12 protein-coding genes are annotated in these 15,976 nt (G+C 63.4%); 2 read left to right on the top strand and 10 right to left on the bottom strand.

The window, feature by feature from the left end:
- Nucleotides 1-4: 4 nt before the first annotated feature.
- The 8 genes from mraY to coq7 form a co-directional block, all read right to left on the bottom strand.
- Nucleotides 5-1,174, bottom strand: a complete 1,170-nt coding sequence (gene mraY / locus AB3X94_RS25030) for a phospho-N-acetylmuramoyl-pentapeptide-transferase (protein WP_176104980.1) — start codon at nucleotides 1,172-1,174, stop codon at nucleotides 5-7.
- A gap of 15 nt (nucleotides 1,175-1,189) precedes the next feature.
- A complete protein-coding gene (gene murF / locus AB3X94_RS25025; protein WP_368613038.1) occupies nucleotides 1,190-2,602 on the bottom strand; it encodes a UDP-N-acetylmuramoyl-tripeptide--D-alanyl-D-alanine ligase in 1,413 nt (470 codons plus the stop codon).
- Nucleotides 2,599-4,161, bottom strand: coding sequence for a UDP-N-acetylmuramoyl-L-alanyl-D-glutamate--2,6-diaminopimelate ligase (locus tag AB3X94_RS25020; protein ID WP_368613037.1), 1,563 nt, complete (start codon nucleotides 4,159-4,161; stop codon nucleotides 2,599-2,601). The genes murF and AB3X94_RS25020 overlap by 4 nt, the downstream gene beginning before the upstream one ends.
- The gene (locus AB3X94_RS25015; RefSeq protein ID WP_176104977.1) at nucleotides 4,158-6,023 is read right to left on the bottom strand and encodes a penicillin-binding protein 2; all 1,866 of its coding nucleotides are present in this window, start codon (nucleotides 6,021-6,023) and stop codon (nucleotides 4,158-4,160) included. The genes AB3X94_RS25020 and AB3X94_RS25015 overlap by 4 nt, the downstream gene beginning before the upstream one ends.
- Nucleotides 6,020-6,370 (bottom strand): cell division protein FtsL, encoded by a 351-nt coding sequence (gene ftsL / locus AB3X94_RS25010; RefSeq protein ID WP_176104976.1) that lies wholly within the window; start codon nucleotides 6,368-6,370, stop codon nucleotides 6,020-6,022. Before ftsL ends, AB3X94_RS25015 begins: the two co-directional genes overlap by 4 nt.
- Nucleotides 6,367-7,320, bottom strand: coding sequence for a 16S rRNA (cytosine(1402)-N(4))-methyltransferase RsmH (gene rsmH / locus AB3X94_RS25005; RefSeq protein ID WP_368613036.1), 954 nt, complete (start codon nucleotides 7,318-7,320; stop codon nucleotides 6,367-6,369). Before rsmH ends, ftsL begins: the two co-directional genes overlap by 4 nt.
- Nucleotides 7,321-7,335: 15 nt before the next feature.
- Nucleotides 7,336-7,764 carry a division/cell wall cluster transcriptional repressor MraZ gene (gene mraZ / locus AB3X94_RS25000; RefSeq protein ID WP_013090620.1) on the bottom strand — a complete coding sequence of 143 codons (429 nt, stop codon included), beginning with the start codon at nucleotides 7,762-7,764 and terminating at the stop codon, nucleotides 7,336-7,338.
- Between the two features lie 457 nt (nucleotides 7,765-8,221).
- Complete coding sequence (gene coq7 / locus AB3X94_RS24995; RefSeq protein WP_368613035.1) at nucleotides 8,222-8,860, bottom strand: 2-polyprenyl-3-methyl-6-methoxy-1,4-benzoquinone monooxygenase; 639 nt, start codon at nucleotides 8,858-8,860, stop codon at nucleotides 8,222-8,224.
- Nucleotides 8,861-9,164: 304 nt separating this feature from the next.
- Between coq7 and AB3X94_RS24990 the strand changes: the two genes are divergently transcribed.
- Nucleotides 9,165-10,361 (top strand): porin, encoded by a 1,197-nt coding sequence (locus tag AB3X94_RS24990; protein ID WP_176104973.1) that lies wholly within the window; start codon nucleotides 9,165-9,167, stop codon nucleotides 10,359-10,361.
- A gap of 125 nt (nucleotides 10,362-10,486) precedes the next feature.
- On the opposite strand, the gene AB3X94_RS24985 is transcribed toward AB3X94_RS24990, so the two are convergent.
- Nucleotides 10,487-12,160, bottom strand: a complete 1,674-nt coding sequence (locus AB3X94_RS24985; protein ID WP_176104972.1) for a long-chain fatty acid--CoA ligase — start codon at nucleotides 12,158-12,160, stop codon at nucleotides 10,487-10,489.
- 147 nt (nucleotides 12,161-12,307) lie between these two features.
- Complete coding sequence (locus AB3X94_RS24980) at nucleotides 12,308-14,386, bottom strand: molybdopterin-dependent oxidoreductase (RefSeq protein ID WP_176104971.1); 2,079 nt, start codon at nucleotides 14,384-14,386, stop codon at nucleotides 12,308-12,310.
- A 187-nt stretch (nucleotides 14,387-14,573) separates the two neighbouring features.
- On the opposite strand from AB3X94_RS24980, the gene AB3X94_RS24975 reads away from it, so the two are divergent.
- Complete coding sequence (locus AB3X94_RS24975) at nucleotides 14,574-15,770, top strand: M20 aminoacylase family protein (protein WP_368613034.1); 1,197 nt, start codon at nucleotides 14,574-14,576, stop codon at nucleotides 15,768-15,770.
- Nucleotides 15,771-15,976: the final 206 nt, after the last annotated feature.

The following is a 15,976-nucleotide window of genomic DNA, read 5'->3' as shown; positions in this document are numbered from 1 at the left end:
CTGCTTAACGCAATTTGAGAGTGGACAAACCGAATAGGCACAACATCAACGTGATGATCCAGAACCGCACGACCACCTGTGTTTCCTTCCAGCCCGACAATTCGAAATGATGATGCAGCGGCGCCATCTTGAAGAACCGCCGCCCTTCGCCGTAACGGCGCTTCGTGTATTTGAACCACGTGACCTGCAACATCACCGACAGCGTCTCCGCAACGAAAATGCCGCCCATGATGAACAGCACGATTTCCTGACGCACGATCACCGCGACCGTGCCGAGCGCGCCGCCGAGTGCGAGCGCGCCGACGTCGCCCATGAACATCTGCGCCGGGTGCGTGTTGAACCACAGGAACGCAAGCCCCGCGCCACCCATCGCCGAACAGAAGATCAGCAATTCGCCCGCGCCGGGAATGTGCGGAAACAGCAGGTATTTCGAGTAGACCGAACTGCCCATCACGTACGCGAACACACCGAGCGACCCGCCGACCAGCACGACCGGCATGATCACGAGGCCGTCGAGGCCGTCGGTCAGATTCACCGCGTTGCTCGCGCCGACGATCACCAGATACGTCAACACGATGAAGCCCCACACGCCGAGCGGATACGTGATCGACTTGAAGAACGGCAGCAACAGGTCGGCGCGCGCGGGCAGGCCCATCGACAGGCCACTGCGCACCCACGCCATGAACAGGTCGAACACGCGCACGTTGCTCGCCTCGGACACGCTGAATGCGAGATACACCGCCGCGAACAGGCCGATCACCGATTGCCAGAAATACTTCTCGCGCGATGACATACCGCGCGGGTCCTTGTAGACGACCTTACGGTAATCGTCGACCCAGCCGATCACGCCGAAGCCGAACGTGACGAGCATCACGATCCAGATGAAGCGGTTGGTCAGATCGGCCCACAGCAGCGTGGCCACGCCGATGCCGAGCAGGATCAGCACGCCGCCCATCGTCGGCGTGCCCGATTTGACGAGATGAGTTTGCGGGCCGTCCTTGCGAACGGCCTGGCCGACCTTCATTGCGGTCAGCTTGCGAATAACCGCCGGGCCGCAGACGAGCCCGATCAACAACGCGGTGATGGTCGCCATCACCGCGCGAAACGTCAGATAACTGAACACGCGCAAGAAGCTTGCGTCATTCTGCAGCCATTGCGCCAGCGCCAGTAGCATGCCTGGATCCTTCTTTTAATGTGCGGCGGGCGTCGAGCCCGCGGCGTTGGGTTGTGGACTCGTAACGGCGTCCACCACGCGCTCCATTTGCATGAAACGCGAGCCTTTCACGAGAAGCGTTGCGGCAGCGCCGAAACCGGCCTGCTGCAGTTGCGCGACCAGCGCGCCGACATCGGCGACGTGGTGCGCGCCCGCGCCGTATGCGGTGCAGGCGTCGCGCGAGGCGTCGCCCATCGCGTACAGCGCGTCGATACCGCGCTCTTTCGCATACGCGCCGATTTCGCGGTGAAACGCCGGGCCGTTGTCGCCGACTTCGCCCATGTCGCCCATCACGAGCACACGCGGCGATTCACGCGACGCGAGCACGTCGATCGCGGCGCGCATCGAATCGGGATTCGCGTTGTAGGTGTCGTCGATCACGGTTGCGCCCGCGAGCGAGCCGAGCGCGGCCTGCTTGACCTGCAGACGGCCCTTCACCGGGCCGAACGATTCGAGTCCGCGCTGGATCGCGTCGAGCGACACACCCGCGGCCAACGCGGCCGAGGTCGCCGCGAGCGCGTTGTGCGCGTTGTGATCGCCGAGCACCTGCAGCGTCACGTCGAGACGGCCTTGCGGCGTGTCTATGCTCAAACGCTTGCCGTCGAAGGTGCCCTGCACCGCGGCTTCGGTCGTGCGCTCCGCGCTGTTCAGCGCAAAGTCGATGATGCGGTTGCCGGTAGCGGCGACGCGCCAGATGCTCGCGTACGCGTCGTCGGCGGGGAACACTGCCGTGCCTTCGGGCGACAGCGCGTGAATCACGCTCGCGTGTTCGAGCGCGACCGCTTCGACGGTCGCCATGAATTCCTGGTGCTCGCGCTGCGCGTTGTTGACGACGGCGACCGTCGGCTCGGCGAGCTTCGCGAGCAGTTCGGTTTCGCCCGGATGATTCATGCCGAGCTCGACCACCGCGAGCCGATGCGCGGCATGCAGACGGAACAGCGTGAGCGGCAGGCCGATGTCGTTGTTGAAATTGCCAGCGGTCGCGAGACGCGCGTCCGTGCCGACCGCGGCCGCGAAGATCGACGCGATCATTTCCTTGACCGTGGTTTTGCCGTTGCTGCCCGTGACCGCAACGAGCGGCAGGTCGAACTGACGACGCCAGCCGCGCGCGAGCGCGCCGAGCGCTGCGCGCGTATCAGCGACGCGGATCGCCGGCACGCTCCAGTTCTCCGGCGTGCGCGCGACCAGCACGGCCGCGACGTTGCGCTCAGCGACTTGCGGCAGGAAGTCGTGCGCGTCGAATCGATCGCCCTTGATCGCGATGAACAGATCGCCGGGGCCGGCGCTGCGGCTGTCGGTCGACACGCGTTCGAACCGCACGCTGTCGTCGCCGGTGACGCTCGCGCCGGGAATCTGCGCGGCGGCTGCGCGTAGCGAGAACATCGTCATTCGCCACCTCCGCGAGTTTGCGTGGCCCGCGCGGCGAGCGCGAGGCGGGCGTGGTCCTGATCGGAGAAAGCGCGTTTCTTGCCCATGATTTCCTGTGTGGCTTCGTGCCCCTTGCCGGCCAGCACGATCACGTCTTCACGCGCGGCGCCGCGGATAGCCTGCAGGATCGCGCTCGCGCGGTCCTCGACGCGGCGCGCCTGCGACGCATCCTGCATGCCCGCCGCAATTTGCTCGATGATCGCGAGCGGATCTTCGCTGCGCGGGTTGTCGCTCGTCACGACGACGTTGTCCGCCAGCCGCTCGGCGATCGCGCCCATCAGCGGACGCTTGGTCGCATCGCGGTCGCCGCCGCAGCCGAACATGCAGACGAGTTCGCCGCCGCGCGCGGTCGCGATCGGGCGCAGGGCCTCGAGCGTTTTTTCGAGCGCGTCGGGTGTGTGCGCGTAATCGATCACGACGAGCGGCTCGTCGTTTTGCAGTCGGCCGCCCAAACGCTGCATGCGGCCGTTCACCGGCTCCAGCTTGGCGAGTTCGGCGAGCGCCGCGTCGAACGGCACTTCGGCGGCGAGCAGCACGCCGAGCACCGCGAGCAGATTGCTCACGTTGAAGAGGCCGAGCGTTTGCACTTCGACGTCGGCGTTGCCCCAGTCCGACGTGCTCAGATGAAAGGCGGTGCCGGTCGCAGTCGCACGCACGTTCGATGCGGTCAGCCACGCGTCCGCTTCTGGCGCATTCGTGGCGCCGGCGTCGCCGTGCTCGCCCTCGATGCCATAAGCGATGGTGCGAGCGTGACCACGCGTGCTCGCGAGCAAACGCCGGCCGGCGGCATCGTCGCGATTGATCACGGCCGCGCGCAGCTCTGGCCATGCGAACAGGCGCGCCTTGGCGGCTTCATAGGCCTCGAACGTGCCGTGATAATCGAGATGGTCCTGCGTCAGATTCGTGAACACCGCGATGTCGAAAGCGGTGCCGTTCACGCGCCCCTGATGCAGCGCATGCGACGACACTTCCATCGCCACCGCCTGCGCGCCCGCGTCACGCAATTGCGCGAGGCTGCGCTGCAATTGCGGCGCGTCGGGCGTCGTGAAGCCGGTGTGCACGAGCTGGCCAACGAGGCCGGTGCCGAGCGTGCCGACGATCGCACAGCGCGTGCCGCGCGCGGACAGCGCCGCGGCGACCCATTGGCTGCACGAGGTCTTGCCGTTCGTGCCGGTGATGCCGACCGCGAGCATCGCGTCGCTCGGATCGCGATACCACGCGCTCGCGATCGTGCCGGCGAGTTCGTTCAATGCCGGTACCGCATGCGCGACGGACGCGTCGAGCTTGCCGGCGAAGCCTTCGGGTTGCACGAGCACGGCGGCCGCGCCGCGCTCAATCGCCGCGTCGATGAACGCGCGATTGTCCGCGCCATCGACCGCGTACGCGAAGAACGCGTCGCCGGCCGCGAGCGAGCGCGTGTCGGCGTGCAGATGCGCGCCTGGCTGCACGTGCGCGTGCAGCCAGGCGAGGGCGTCGGCGATCTGCCGGTGCGCTGGATGTTGCTCGCGCAGCGCGCTCATCGCTCGACTCCTGGATGGGTTTTCGGGTTGGCGGAAATGGTCATCTTCTTCACGCCGGGGTTCGTCGCCAGCTTCTTCGCCCCGGCCGGCGCGGACGGCGCGCCGGGCGCGGGCGGCGCCGAATCGTCGGACACCACCATCTGCTTGACGGGCATGTCGGGCGGCACGTTCAGCGCGCGCAGCGTATCGCCGACGATGCCCGAGAACACCGGGCCCGACACCTGGCCGCCAAAGTGGCTACCCGCCGTCGGCTCGTCGACCGACACGGCGACGACGATGCGCGGATTCGGCATCGGCGCCATGCCGACGAACGACGCGCGATATTTGGAGTGGTCGTAGCCGTGCGGCCCGTGCTTGTACGCGGTACCGCTCTTGCCGCCGACGCGATAGCCGGGCACCGCCGCATCCGGCGACGTGCCCTGCGCGGACACGACGGTTTCGAGCATCGCGCGCACTTCGCGCGCGGTGGTAGGCGAAAAGATCTGCGGACCGGTGGCCGGCTGGTCGCCCGGCGCATGGAAAATCGTCACCGGCATGATCTGGCCGTCGTGCGCGATCGCGGTGTACGCGCGGCCGAGCTGGAACAGCGACACCGACAGGCCGTAGCCGTACGACATCGTCGCCTGCTCGATGCGGCGCCAGCTCTTCCACGGACGCAGGCGGCCCGCCGCCGCGCCAGGAAAACCGACCTTCGGCGCCTGGCCGAGACCGATGCTGGTATACATATTCCACATTTCTTCGGGCCGCAGCTGCATCGCGATCTTGGTCGCGCCGATGTTGCTCGACTTCTGGATCACGCCGCCGACCGTCAGCACGCCGAAGCCGCTGTCGTCGGTAATCGGCGCGCCGTCGAGTACGAAGTGACCGTTGCCCGTATCTACCAGTGTAGTCGGCGTCACCCGGTGCAGATCGAGCGCGAGCGACACCGTGAACGGCTTCATGATCGAGCCCGGCTCGAAGGTGTCGGTCAGGATGCGGTTGCGCAGCTGTTCGCCCGTCAGGTGCGAGCGGTCGTTCGGGTTGTACGTCGGGTAGTTGACGAGTGCGAGCACTTCGCCGGTGCGCACGTCGATCACCATTGCCGCGCCGGCCTTCGCCTTGAATTTCTCGACGGCCGCTTTCAGGTTCGTATAGGCGATGTACTGGATCTTGCTGTCGATCGATAGGTCGACGTCCTTGCCATTGTGCGGCACGACCTGCTCGTCGACATCCTCGATGATGTGACCAATCCGGTCCTTGATCACGCGACGGCTGCCCGATGTGCCCGCGAGCAGCTTCTGGTCGCCGAGCTCGACGCCTTCCTGGCCCTCGTCCTCGACGTTGGTGAAGCCGATCAGGTGAGCGGTGATCTCGCCTTCCGGGTAGAAGCGCTTGTACTCGGCGCGCGAGTAAATGCCGGGGATGTCGAGCGCCGCGACTTTGTCGGCGACGTCGACGGGCACCTGGCGCTTCACGTAGACGAAGGTCTTGTCTTCCGACAGCTTCGAGCGCAATTCCTTCGCGGTCATGCCGAGCAGTTTGCCGAGCGCGTCGAGCTTGTCGGCGCCGAGGTCGTCCGGCACCGATTCGGGAATCGCCCAGATTGCGCGCACCGGCAGACTCGTGGCGAGCACGAGGCCGTTGCGGTCGAGAATCTTGCCGCGCGTGGCCGGCATGTCGATGCGGCGCTGATAGCGGATTTCGCCCTGCTTCAGATAGAACGCGTTGCCCGGCCCCTGAATCCAGAACGCGCGCGCGGCGAGCGCGACGAACGCCATGAACAGCAGGAACACGACGAGCTTCGAGCGCCACATCGGCAGGCGCACCGACAGAATCGGGTTGGCCGAAAACGCAACGCTCTTGTGCGCCGACGATTTTTTCATCGCGTGGCTCCGCGACGGGTCGCGACCGGCGCCGAGGCGGGCGCGGAGGTCGGAATGGGAGCGTCGATCGCCGTTGCGGCACCCGGGGCGAGCGTCAGGTACTGCGTGCGGCCCGTGGTGGCCGACTGCATCTTCAGCGAGGCGGTGGCGAGTTGCTCGATGCGCGACGTTTTGGACAGCGCGCTCTGCTGATATTGAAGCTGCGAATAGTCCTGCTGCAGCTGACGCTCCTGCGACTGCGCGCGCTGCAGCTGGATAAAGATCTGACGCTGCTGATTGGTCGCGTTGACGACCGACAAGGCACAGCCCATCACGATGATCAGCAGGAAGATATTGAGGCGGTTCATGGCGCGATCCGCTCCGCCACGCGCATCACGGCAGAACGGGCGCGCGGGTTGTCGGCGACTTCTGCGTCGCTCGCAAAGACGCGGCCGATGATCTTGAGCGGAGGGCTCGGCAGGTCGACCGCGCGGATCGGCAGGCGGCGGTCGACCGCCGGCGTACTTGCGTGCGCCTGCATGAATCGCTTGACGATACGGTCCTCGAGCGAATGAAAGCTGATGACCACCAGCCGCCCCCCTTGCTCCAACAACGACAACGCTGCTTCTAGAACGACTTGCAGCTCCGCAAGCTCTTGATTGACGTGAATCCGTATAGCCTGAAAGGTGCGGGTTGCCGGGTCCTTGCCCTTCTCACGGGTTTTGACGACGTTAGCCACGATTTGGGCAAGCTCGCCCGTGCTGATGAGAGGCCCAAGACGGTCGGACTCTGCCCGGCGAGCAACAAGCGCCTTTGCAATCTGAAAAGCAAACCGTTCTTCCCCATAATCTCGTATCACCTCCGTCAGTTCCTGCACCGTAGCCCGCGCGAGCCAGTCAGCCGCGGATTCGCCGCGCGTCGGGTCCATCCGCATGTCGAGCGGGCCGTCGGCGCGGAAGCTGAAGCCCCGCTCCGGATCGTCGACTTGCGGCGACGACACGCCCAGATCCAGCAACACCCCCGACACACGCCCTACCCCGCGCTCCGCCATCGCGGCGCGCAGTGAAGCAAAACTCTCGTGGACGATGGCAAAGCGCGGATCGGCGATCTTCTGCGCCGTCGCGATCGCGAGCGGATCTTTATCGAACGCGATCAATCGCCCCGCTTCGCCGAGCCGCTCCAGCACGAGGCGGCTATGGCCGCCACGGCCGAACGTGCCGTCCACATACGTGCCGTCAGCGCGCGTGACCAGCGCATCGACCGCTTCGTTCAACAGCACCGTGCGATGCTGCAATTCGTTTCTCATCGCAGAAGCCATATAAATAAGCCGCGATCAGAACGTGAAGTCTTTCAACGCGTCGGGCATGCCCTCGGCGATCGCCGCCTGTTCCTTCGCCGCGTAAATCTGTGCATCCCACAGCTCGAAGTGACGGCCCATGCCGAGCAGCGTCACCTCTTTCTCCAGCGAGCCAGCCGCGCGCAACTCGGGCGACACGAGCACACGGCCTGCGCCGTCCATATCCACATCCATTGCATTGCCGAGAAAAATGCGTTTCCACCAGGCTGCGTTCATGGGCAGCTTGTCGACCTTGTCACGGAAGATTTCCCATTCGGGGCGCGGAAAGAGCAACAGGCAGCCGTCCGGATGCTTGGTGATCGTCACCCGGCCCTCTGCCTGTGTTTGCAGCGCATCCCGATAACGAGAGGGAATCGACATCCGCCCTTTCGCATCGAGCGTCAGCGCCGACGCCCCTTGGAACACTTCGCTCTCCCCTATTGCGGTGCTGTTTGCGCCACCCGCCCGGTCCGTGAAAATCTACCTGAAAGTGATGCCGAGAACACACAAAAATACACTTTCTCACACTGTCTCCCACTTTAGAGGAACGCTAAACACGGGTCAAGGGAGCGGCCCGCTTTTCGGGCGGATTTTGTTTGTTAGAACAAGGACTTAGCGCGACTCCCTCAGGTCCCGTATAAAACGGAAAACCGTTATAAATGAATGGGCTAGTGCAACTTGTGAAGGTGATACGTGAGCAGTGCGAGGAAACAGCGCGGATTGAAAGAGATCGTTAAGGGAATTTGAAAGGAAAAAGGCGGCGCTGCGGGGACGGTTGACGAACGGCGTGCGCGGCGCCGTCCCACTTGCGAATAATGCGTTCAGCGATGGTCGACGCGATACGCGCGGTGCTCCGGTCGGCGAAGCAAAGCAGGCGAAACGCTCATATGTAATAGGCGGTGCGCGTCATCACCTTCGACATCGCGCGCATCAACGCGCGCGCCGCAAACGGCAACTCAATGCCGCCCGCGTCCATCGCTGCCTTGCCGTGCTGCGCTTCATCGGCACGCATCTGCTCGACGATCGCGCGCGATTCATGGTCCGCGGCCGGCAGCTGATCTAAATGACTGTCGAGATGCTGCTCGACCTGGCGCTCCGTTTCGGCCATGAAGCCGAGACTCACGCGATTGCCGAGACGTCCCGCGGCGAGCCCGATCGCGAGTGCGCCGGTATACCACAGCGGATTGAGCAGACTCGGACGCGAGTCGAGCGCCTCCAGGCGTTTGGCGGTCCACGCCAGATGATCCTCTTCTTCCGACGCGGCGTGATCGAACATGGCGCGCAATGAAGGCGAGTCGGTAGCGAGTTTCTGCGCCTGGTAAAGCGCCTGCGCGCACACTTCGCCGACGTGGTTCACCCGCATCAAACCAGCCGCATGCGCGCGCTCCGCGGGCGAGAGTTCGGGAGCCTCGGCCGTCGCCGGGCAAGCCTGCGGAAGCGGCAGCGGACGGCTCATCCGCGAGACCCCCGTCAGTGAGCGTAAACCCCGATCAAACTCGCCAATCAACTCGTCCAGCAACATAAAGCGCTCCCTGATTCGACAACCGCCGCATCGTTCCGGAAGGTCCGTGCGACAAGGCCTTGCGACGCGAAACCCGCGGTCCGACAGGCATCAATCCGCATGAAATGGGCGGTTAATTTCGGATTCTAGACCATGTTGCGTAAACGAAACAGCGGCCGTCCGGAGCGCCTCCTTTTTCTTTGTCGCATGTATGCCTTTTGTTACATTACGTGGCAACTTCTCGCGAAGTTGGATAAGCAAGGCCTCAGCACTTACTAAATATTTCGCCTTGAACAAAAGATTCGTAATCCTTGGAGATCATTCGATGAAAAAGTCGCTTCTCGCTCTCGCAGCACTGGGCGCATTCGCAGGCGTCGCTCATGCGCAGAGCAGCGTGACCCTGTACGGCATTGTTGACGTTGGTATCAACATGAATACCAACGCTGGTGGCTTTCACAAGTACGACATGTCTAGCGGCGTCCTGCAAGGCTCGCGTTTCGGCCTGCGTGGCACGGAAGATCTGGGCGGTGGTCTGAAGGCGCTGTTCGTTCTGGAAAACGGCTTTGACGTGACCAACGGCAAGCTCGGCCAAGGCGGCCTGATGTTCGGTCGTCAGGCATATGTCGGTCTGTCGAGCACCTTCGGCACGGTCACGCTGGGTCGTCAGTACGACTCCGTCGTCGACTACGTGGGTCCGTTCGAATCGGGCGATCAGTGGGGCGGCTACATCGCCGCTCACCCGGGCGATATCGACAACTTCAACAACGCGTATCGCACCAACAACACGATCAAGTACACGAGCGCGAACTACAACGGCCTGACGTTCGGCGGCACGTATAGCTTCGGCGGCGTCGCTGGTGACTTCACGCACAACCAGATCTGGTCGTTGGGTGCTGGCTATAACAATGGCCCGCTGGCATTGGGCGTTGGTTACCTGAACGCACGTACGCCTGCAGCATCGGGTGGTCTGTTCAACAACGGCGGCACGATCGCAACGAACACACCGGCAGTGGGTACTACTCCGGCTAGCTTCGCAGTCACGAGCCCGATTTACGCTGGCTTCGCATCGGCTAACACGTATCAGGTCGTCGGCGCAGGCGGTGCGTACACGTTCGGCGCGGCAACTATCGGCCTGACGTATTCGAACATCCAGTTCGGCAACCTGGGCAAGACCTTCACGTCGCCGTTCACTGGCCAGAAGGCTACGTTCAACAACGGCGAAATCAACTTCAAGTACCAGTTGACCCCGGCACTGCTGGTCGGCGCAGCGTATGACTACACGCGCGGCACGCAGATCGAAGGCAACTCGCGTGCTCAGTACCATCAGGGCGCACTGGGCGTGGATTACTTCCTGTCCAAGCGTACCGACGTGTACCTGGTCGGCGTGTATCAGCACGCTCTGGGCGACACGGTCAACGCAACGGGCCAGGTGGTCGCAGCAACGGCAGGCATCAACGGCCTGACCGGTTCGTCGACCAACAACCAGTTCACGGCTCGTGTTGGTATCCGCCACAAGTTCTAATAAGTCGTAAAAAAGCAGTTTGCCTCAAAGGCGCCTTCGGGCGCCTTTTTTTATGCGCGGGTTTTGATGGCGCAACGAAAAAGCCCGGCGCACTTTCGTGCGCCGGGCTTCTGTTCTTTGCTCGCTTAAGCCCTGCCGTCGCGCAACTCGCGCCGCAGGATCTTGCCGACGTTGCTCTTCGGCAGCTCGGTGCGGAATTCGACGATCTTGGGCCGCTTGTAGCCGGTCAGTTGCGTTTTGCAGTACGCGAAGATCTGTTCGTCGGTCAGCGACGGGTCCTTCTTCACGACGAATAGCTTCACGGCCTCGCCCGAATGCTGATCGGGCACGCCGACCGCCGCGACTTCGAACACGCCCGGCAGCTTTGCGACGACGTCCTCGACTTCGTTCGGATATACGTTGAAGCCGGACACCAGAATCATGTCCTTCTTGCGATCGACGATCTTCACGAAGCCGTCCGCGCTCATGATGCCAACGTCACCGGATTTAAAGAAGCCGTCGGCCGTCATCACCTTGGCGGTTTCGTCGGGCCGGTTCCAGTAGCCCGCCATCAGCTGCGGGCCGCGGATGCAGATCTCGCCTGCCTGGCCGGCCGGCACTTCGTTGCCTGCGTCGTCGCGAATCGAGATCTCGGTCGACGGCAGCGGCAGGCCGATCGTGCCGCTGTATTCGGTGGCGGTGACAGGGTTGCAGGTCACGCACGGCGACGTTTCCGACAGCCCATAGCCTTCGACGATCGGCGTGCGCGTCCGCTCGAACCAGCGCTTCGCGACCGCCTCCTGCACCGCCATGCCGCCGGCGTTCGCGGTCAGCAGCTTCGAGAAGTCGAGCTTGTGGAAGTCGGGGCTGTTCAGCATCGCGTTGTACAGCGTGTTGACGGCGGGAATCGTCGTGATGGCATAACCCTCGAGCGACTTGATCATGCCGGGGATATCGCGCGGATTCGGGATCAGCACGCCGAGACCGCCAGTGCGGATCGTCAGCAGCCCGCACACGGTCAGCGCGAACACGTGATACAGCGGCAGCGCGACGACCGTGATGAACTGGTCGATATCGGTGCGGTTCGCGCGCACCGGATTGAGCCAGACCTCCGACTGCAGCACGTTCGCGATCAGGTTCCGGTGCAGCAGCGTCGCGCCCTTGGCCACGCCGGTGGTGCCGCCCGTGTATTGCAGAAACGCGATATCGTCAGGTCCCTGCTGGACCGGCTTGAACGTCAGGCGCGCGCCCTCCGAGACCGCGTCGTTGAACTTGACGTGCCCGGGCAGGCTCCACGCCGGCACCATCTTCTTGACCTTGCGCACCACGAAGTTCACGAGCGGGCCTTTGATGCCCATCAGGTCGCCCATCGTCGCGACGACCACATGCTTGACCGGCGTATTGCGCACGATTGCCTGCAAGGTCCCCGCGAAATTCTCGAGCAGGATGATCGCCTCAGCGCCGCTGTCCTTCAGTTGGTGTTCGAGTTCGCGCGGCGTATACAGTGGATTCACATTCACGACCACATAGCCCGCGCGCAGAATCGCGGCAATTGCGACCGGATACTGCAGCACGTTCGGCATCATGATCGCGACACGCGCGCCGCGCGCGAGCCCTTTCGACTGCAGCCACGCCGCAAGATCGCGCGAGAGCTCGTCGAGTTCACCATAGCTGATCTGCTTGCCCATGCACACGAATGCCGGCTTCGTGCGGTGTTCGCGAAAGGCTTCCTCGAGTAACTCGGCCACCGACGAATAGCGAGTCGGGTCGATCTCTGCGGGAACGCCGGGCGGATAAGACTTCAGCCAGATTTTCTCCATGCAGCGTCTCCTGAATTATTTTCGAATGATCGTGCTAAAAACGCATCGTAGCATGGGCATATTGCGGCCAATGGCCAAACCGATGGGGTTAGACGGCAGCCTCGAACTTGCGAGGCTCGCCGTCGGCTTCAAGGTGCGGTGCGGCTTTCAGGCCCGCTCGACTTCGACGAGGCAGTCGTAAAACGTCGCGGAACCGCCGAGATCGGTCAGTGCCTGGCTCGTCAACTGGTTGGCGTTGCGGCCGTCCGGCGCGAGCTTCTTCCACCAGATCGACAACCCGACGACGAGACCTTCGCGCGCGCGGTCCGTCACGCGGGCCCGCGCCTGCATCGAGCCGCGGTCGTTGAAGATGCGCACCTGATCGCCGTCGCCGATGCCGCGCGCGTGCGCGTCGGCAGGGTGGATGTCCAGATGCGGCTCGCCTTCCGTCGCGCGCAGACTCTCGATGTTCACGAAGGTGCTGTTCAGGAAGTTGCGCGCGGGAGGCGAAATCATCGCGAGCGGATAGCGGGCCGCCAGTTCGGGCGCGCCGTCGGCCGATTCGTAGGGTGGCAGATAGTCCGGCAGCGGGTCGAGGCCCTGTTGCGCAAGGCGCTCGCTGTAGAACTCGCACTTGCCGGATGGCGTGCGAAAACCGCCGTCGGCAAATGGCGCGTCGGGCAGATCGAGACGGGCCCAGCCGGCTTGCTTCAGCATCGGCCAGTCGACACCGCCCAGTGTCTTGTCTTCCCATCGAAATGCGGCTTGCGCGACGGCTTCGTCGCTGTCGAAGAGCGACGGTTCCGTCAGGCCCATGTGGCGCGCGAGGCCGCGAAAGATCTCGGTATTCGGGCGTGCGTCGCCAAACGGCGCGATGGCGGGCAGGTTGACCATCACGTGCGTGTGGCCGTATGACTTGTGCACGTCGAGATGCTCGAGCTGCGTCGTGGCGGGCAGCAGCAGGTCGGCGTAATCCGCGGTGTCGGTCTGGAAATGCTCGAGCACGATCGTGAACAGATCCTCGCGCGCAAAGCCAGCCGCGACGCGTTCGGAGTCCGGCGCGACCGCGACCGGATTCGAGTTGTAGACGACGATCGCCTCGACCTTGGGACCGAACGTCGCGTCGCCCAGATGCAGCAGCGCATCGCCGATCGCATTCATATTGATCACGCGGCTCGGCTTCGACGGCCAGCCCGGCATCAGATCGGGACGCTGCAACGCGTGCGAGTCGACCGGCGCCCAACCGCTCGACGACAACAGCGCCCCGCCCGCGCGCTCGCGCCATGCGCCGGTCAGCGAAGGCAAACACGCGATCGCGCGCACTGCATTGCCGCCGCCGCGCACCCGCTGCAGACCGTAGTTCAAGCGGATCGCGGCTTTCTTCGTGCTGGCGTAAAGTCGCGCAAGCTCGGCGATTTCCTCCTCTTTAACGCCACAAATTTCGCTAACGCGTGACAGTGGATAGCTGAGCGCGCGCAGCTTCAAGGCAGCGAAGCCCAGCGTGTGCGCGGCGATGTACTCGTGGTCGAGCAGATCCTCGGTGATCAGCACGTTCATGATGCCTAGCGCGAGAGCCGCGTCGGTTCCGGGCTTCAGCGCGATGTGCTGATGGCATTTCTCCGCGGTCAGCGAGCGATACGGATCGATTGCGATCAGCCGTGCGCCGCGACGCTTGGCTTCCTGCGCGCGCGTCCAGAAATGCAGATTCGATGCGATCGGATTGGCGCCCCAGATCAGGATCACTTCGCTTTCGGCGAAAAACTCGGTGTGCATACCGACGCCGGCGCCATACGTGTATTTGAGGCCAGCTGCGCCGGCAGCCGCACAAATCGTTCGATCCAACTGCGATGCGCCGAGCTTGTGGAAGAAGCGTTGCGCGATGCTGTCGCCCTGCACCAAGCCCATCGTGCCAGCGTAGCTGTAAGGCAGAATCGCTTCCGGCGCGCGACGGGCAATTTCGCCGAGGCGGTTTGCGGCAAAGTCCAATGCTTCGTCCCAGCTGACCGGCGCGAAGCGGCCCTCGCCCTTGCGGCCGACACGCTTCATTGGCGTCGTCAATCGGTTCGGATGGTATACACGCTCTGCGTACCGGCTGACCTTCGTGCACAGCACGCCCTGAGTCGGCGGATGGTCGGGATCTCCGGCGACCTTGATCGCGCGTCCGTTGTCGACGGTCACGCGCATCGCGCAGGTGTCGGGGCAATCGTGCGGGCACACGGCGCGCGCGAGTTCGGTCGGGGCGTTCATCGGCAAGGTGTCCTGGCGAGCAGTAAGCGATCGGGCAAAATGGGATTTTATTACGTCAATACGCCGTCGACCCGGGTCGTGCCGCCAAAAATGCCTTCGGCGTAGAATGAATTATCCGCAGTGCCCGGGCCCACGCGGTCCGCGGCGATCTCATGCTCGTCGAGCACAAACGCATAATCACTCCATCATGAAACTCATCCCCGAAATTCAGGCCGCTCGCGGTGAAATCCAGACCCTTCGACGAACCATCCATGCCCACCCGGAACTGCGCTACGAAGAGACGGCGACCGCTGATCTCGTCGCGCGTTCGCTTGAGTCCTGGGGCATCGAGACCCACCGTGGTTTGGGCAAGACGGGCGTGGTCGGCGTATTGAAGCGCGGGAACGGCTCGCGCGCGATTGGTATGCGCGCCGACATGGATGCGCTGCCGATCCAGGAGCTCAACAGCTTCGATCATCGTTCGACGAACGACGGCAAGATGCACGCGTGCGGGCATGACGGACATACTGCGATGCTGCTCGGTGCCGCACGCTACCTGGCCAAACATGGTGATTTCGACGGCACGATCGTGTTCATTTTCCAGCCGGCCGAAGAGGGAGGCGCGGGCGCGAAGGCGATGATCGACGACGGCCTGTTCACCCAATTCCCTGTGGACGCCGTGTTCGGCATTCACAACTGGCCGGGCATGCCGGCGGGCCACTTCGGCGTGACCGAAGGCCCCATCATGGCGTCGAGCAATGAATTCCGCATCGAAATCAAGGGCGTCGGCTCGCATGCGGCACTACCTCACAATGGCCGCGACCCGGTCTTTACGGCAGTGCAAATTGCCAGCGGACTGCAAAGCATCATCACGCGAAACAAAAAGCCGCTGGATACCGCGGTACTGTCGATTACGCAAATACATGCCGGCGATGCGGTCAATGTCGTGCCGAACGACGCCTGGATCGCGGGAACGGTGCGGACCTTCACTACAGAAACGCTCGACCTGTTCGAGTCACGCATGCGCAAGATCGCGCAGAGTACAGCCGAAGCATACGATTGCTCCGTTCAGATCCAGTTCCACCGGAACTATCCGCCGACGATCAACAGCAGCGAGGAAGCGCGTTTTGCGGCGTCGGTCATGAAAGAGATCGTTGGCGCGGAAAATGTCGATGACGCAGTTGAACCGACGATGGGCGCCGAGGATTTCTCGTTCATGCTGCTGGCGAAACCGGGCTGCTATGCGTTTTTGGGCAACGGCGATGGCGGACACCGCGAAGCCGGCCACGGCGCGGGCCCTTGCATGCTGCACAACGCGAGTTATGACTTTAACGACGAGCTATTGCCGGTGGGGTCGACGTATTGGGTTCGACTGGCGCAAAAGTTTCTGGCTCAGGGTAAGTAGAGGGTTGAGACGCATTGAGGCGGGTGGAGGTTTTCGCTTACTTCAATGCTGTTTGTTAATTTCGGCCGCGTAAACGCAGAAACCCCACCGCTGGGCGGTGGGGTTTCTGGCTTTGGGGGAGCCTGACGATTACCTACTTTCACACGGGCAATCCGCACTATCATCGGCGTGGAGTCGTTTCACGGTCCTGTTCGGGATGGGAAGGG

The organism is Paraburkholderia sp. BR10923 (assembly GCF_040948765.1).
Classification (GTDB): Bacteria; Pseudomonadota; Gammaproteobacteria; order Burkholderiales; family Burkholderiaceae; genus Paraburkholderia; species Paraburkholderia youngii.
The sequence above is the reverse complement of the archived record's forward strand: the minus strand, read 5'-3'. Positions and strand labels throughout refer to the sequence as shown.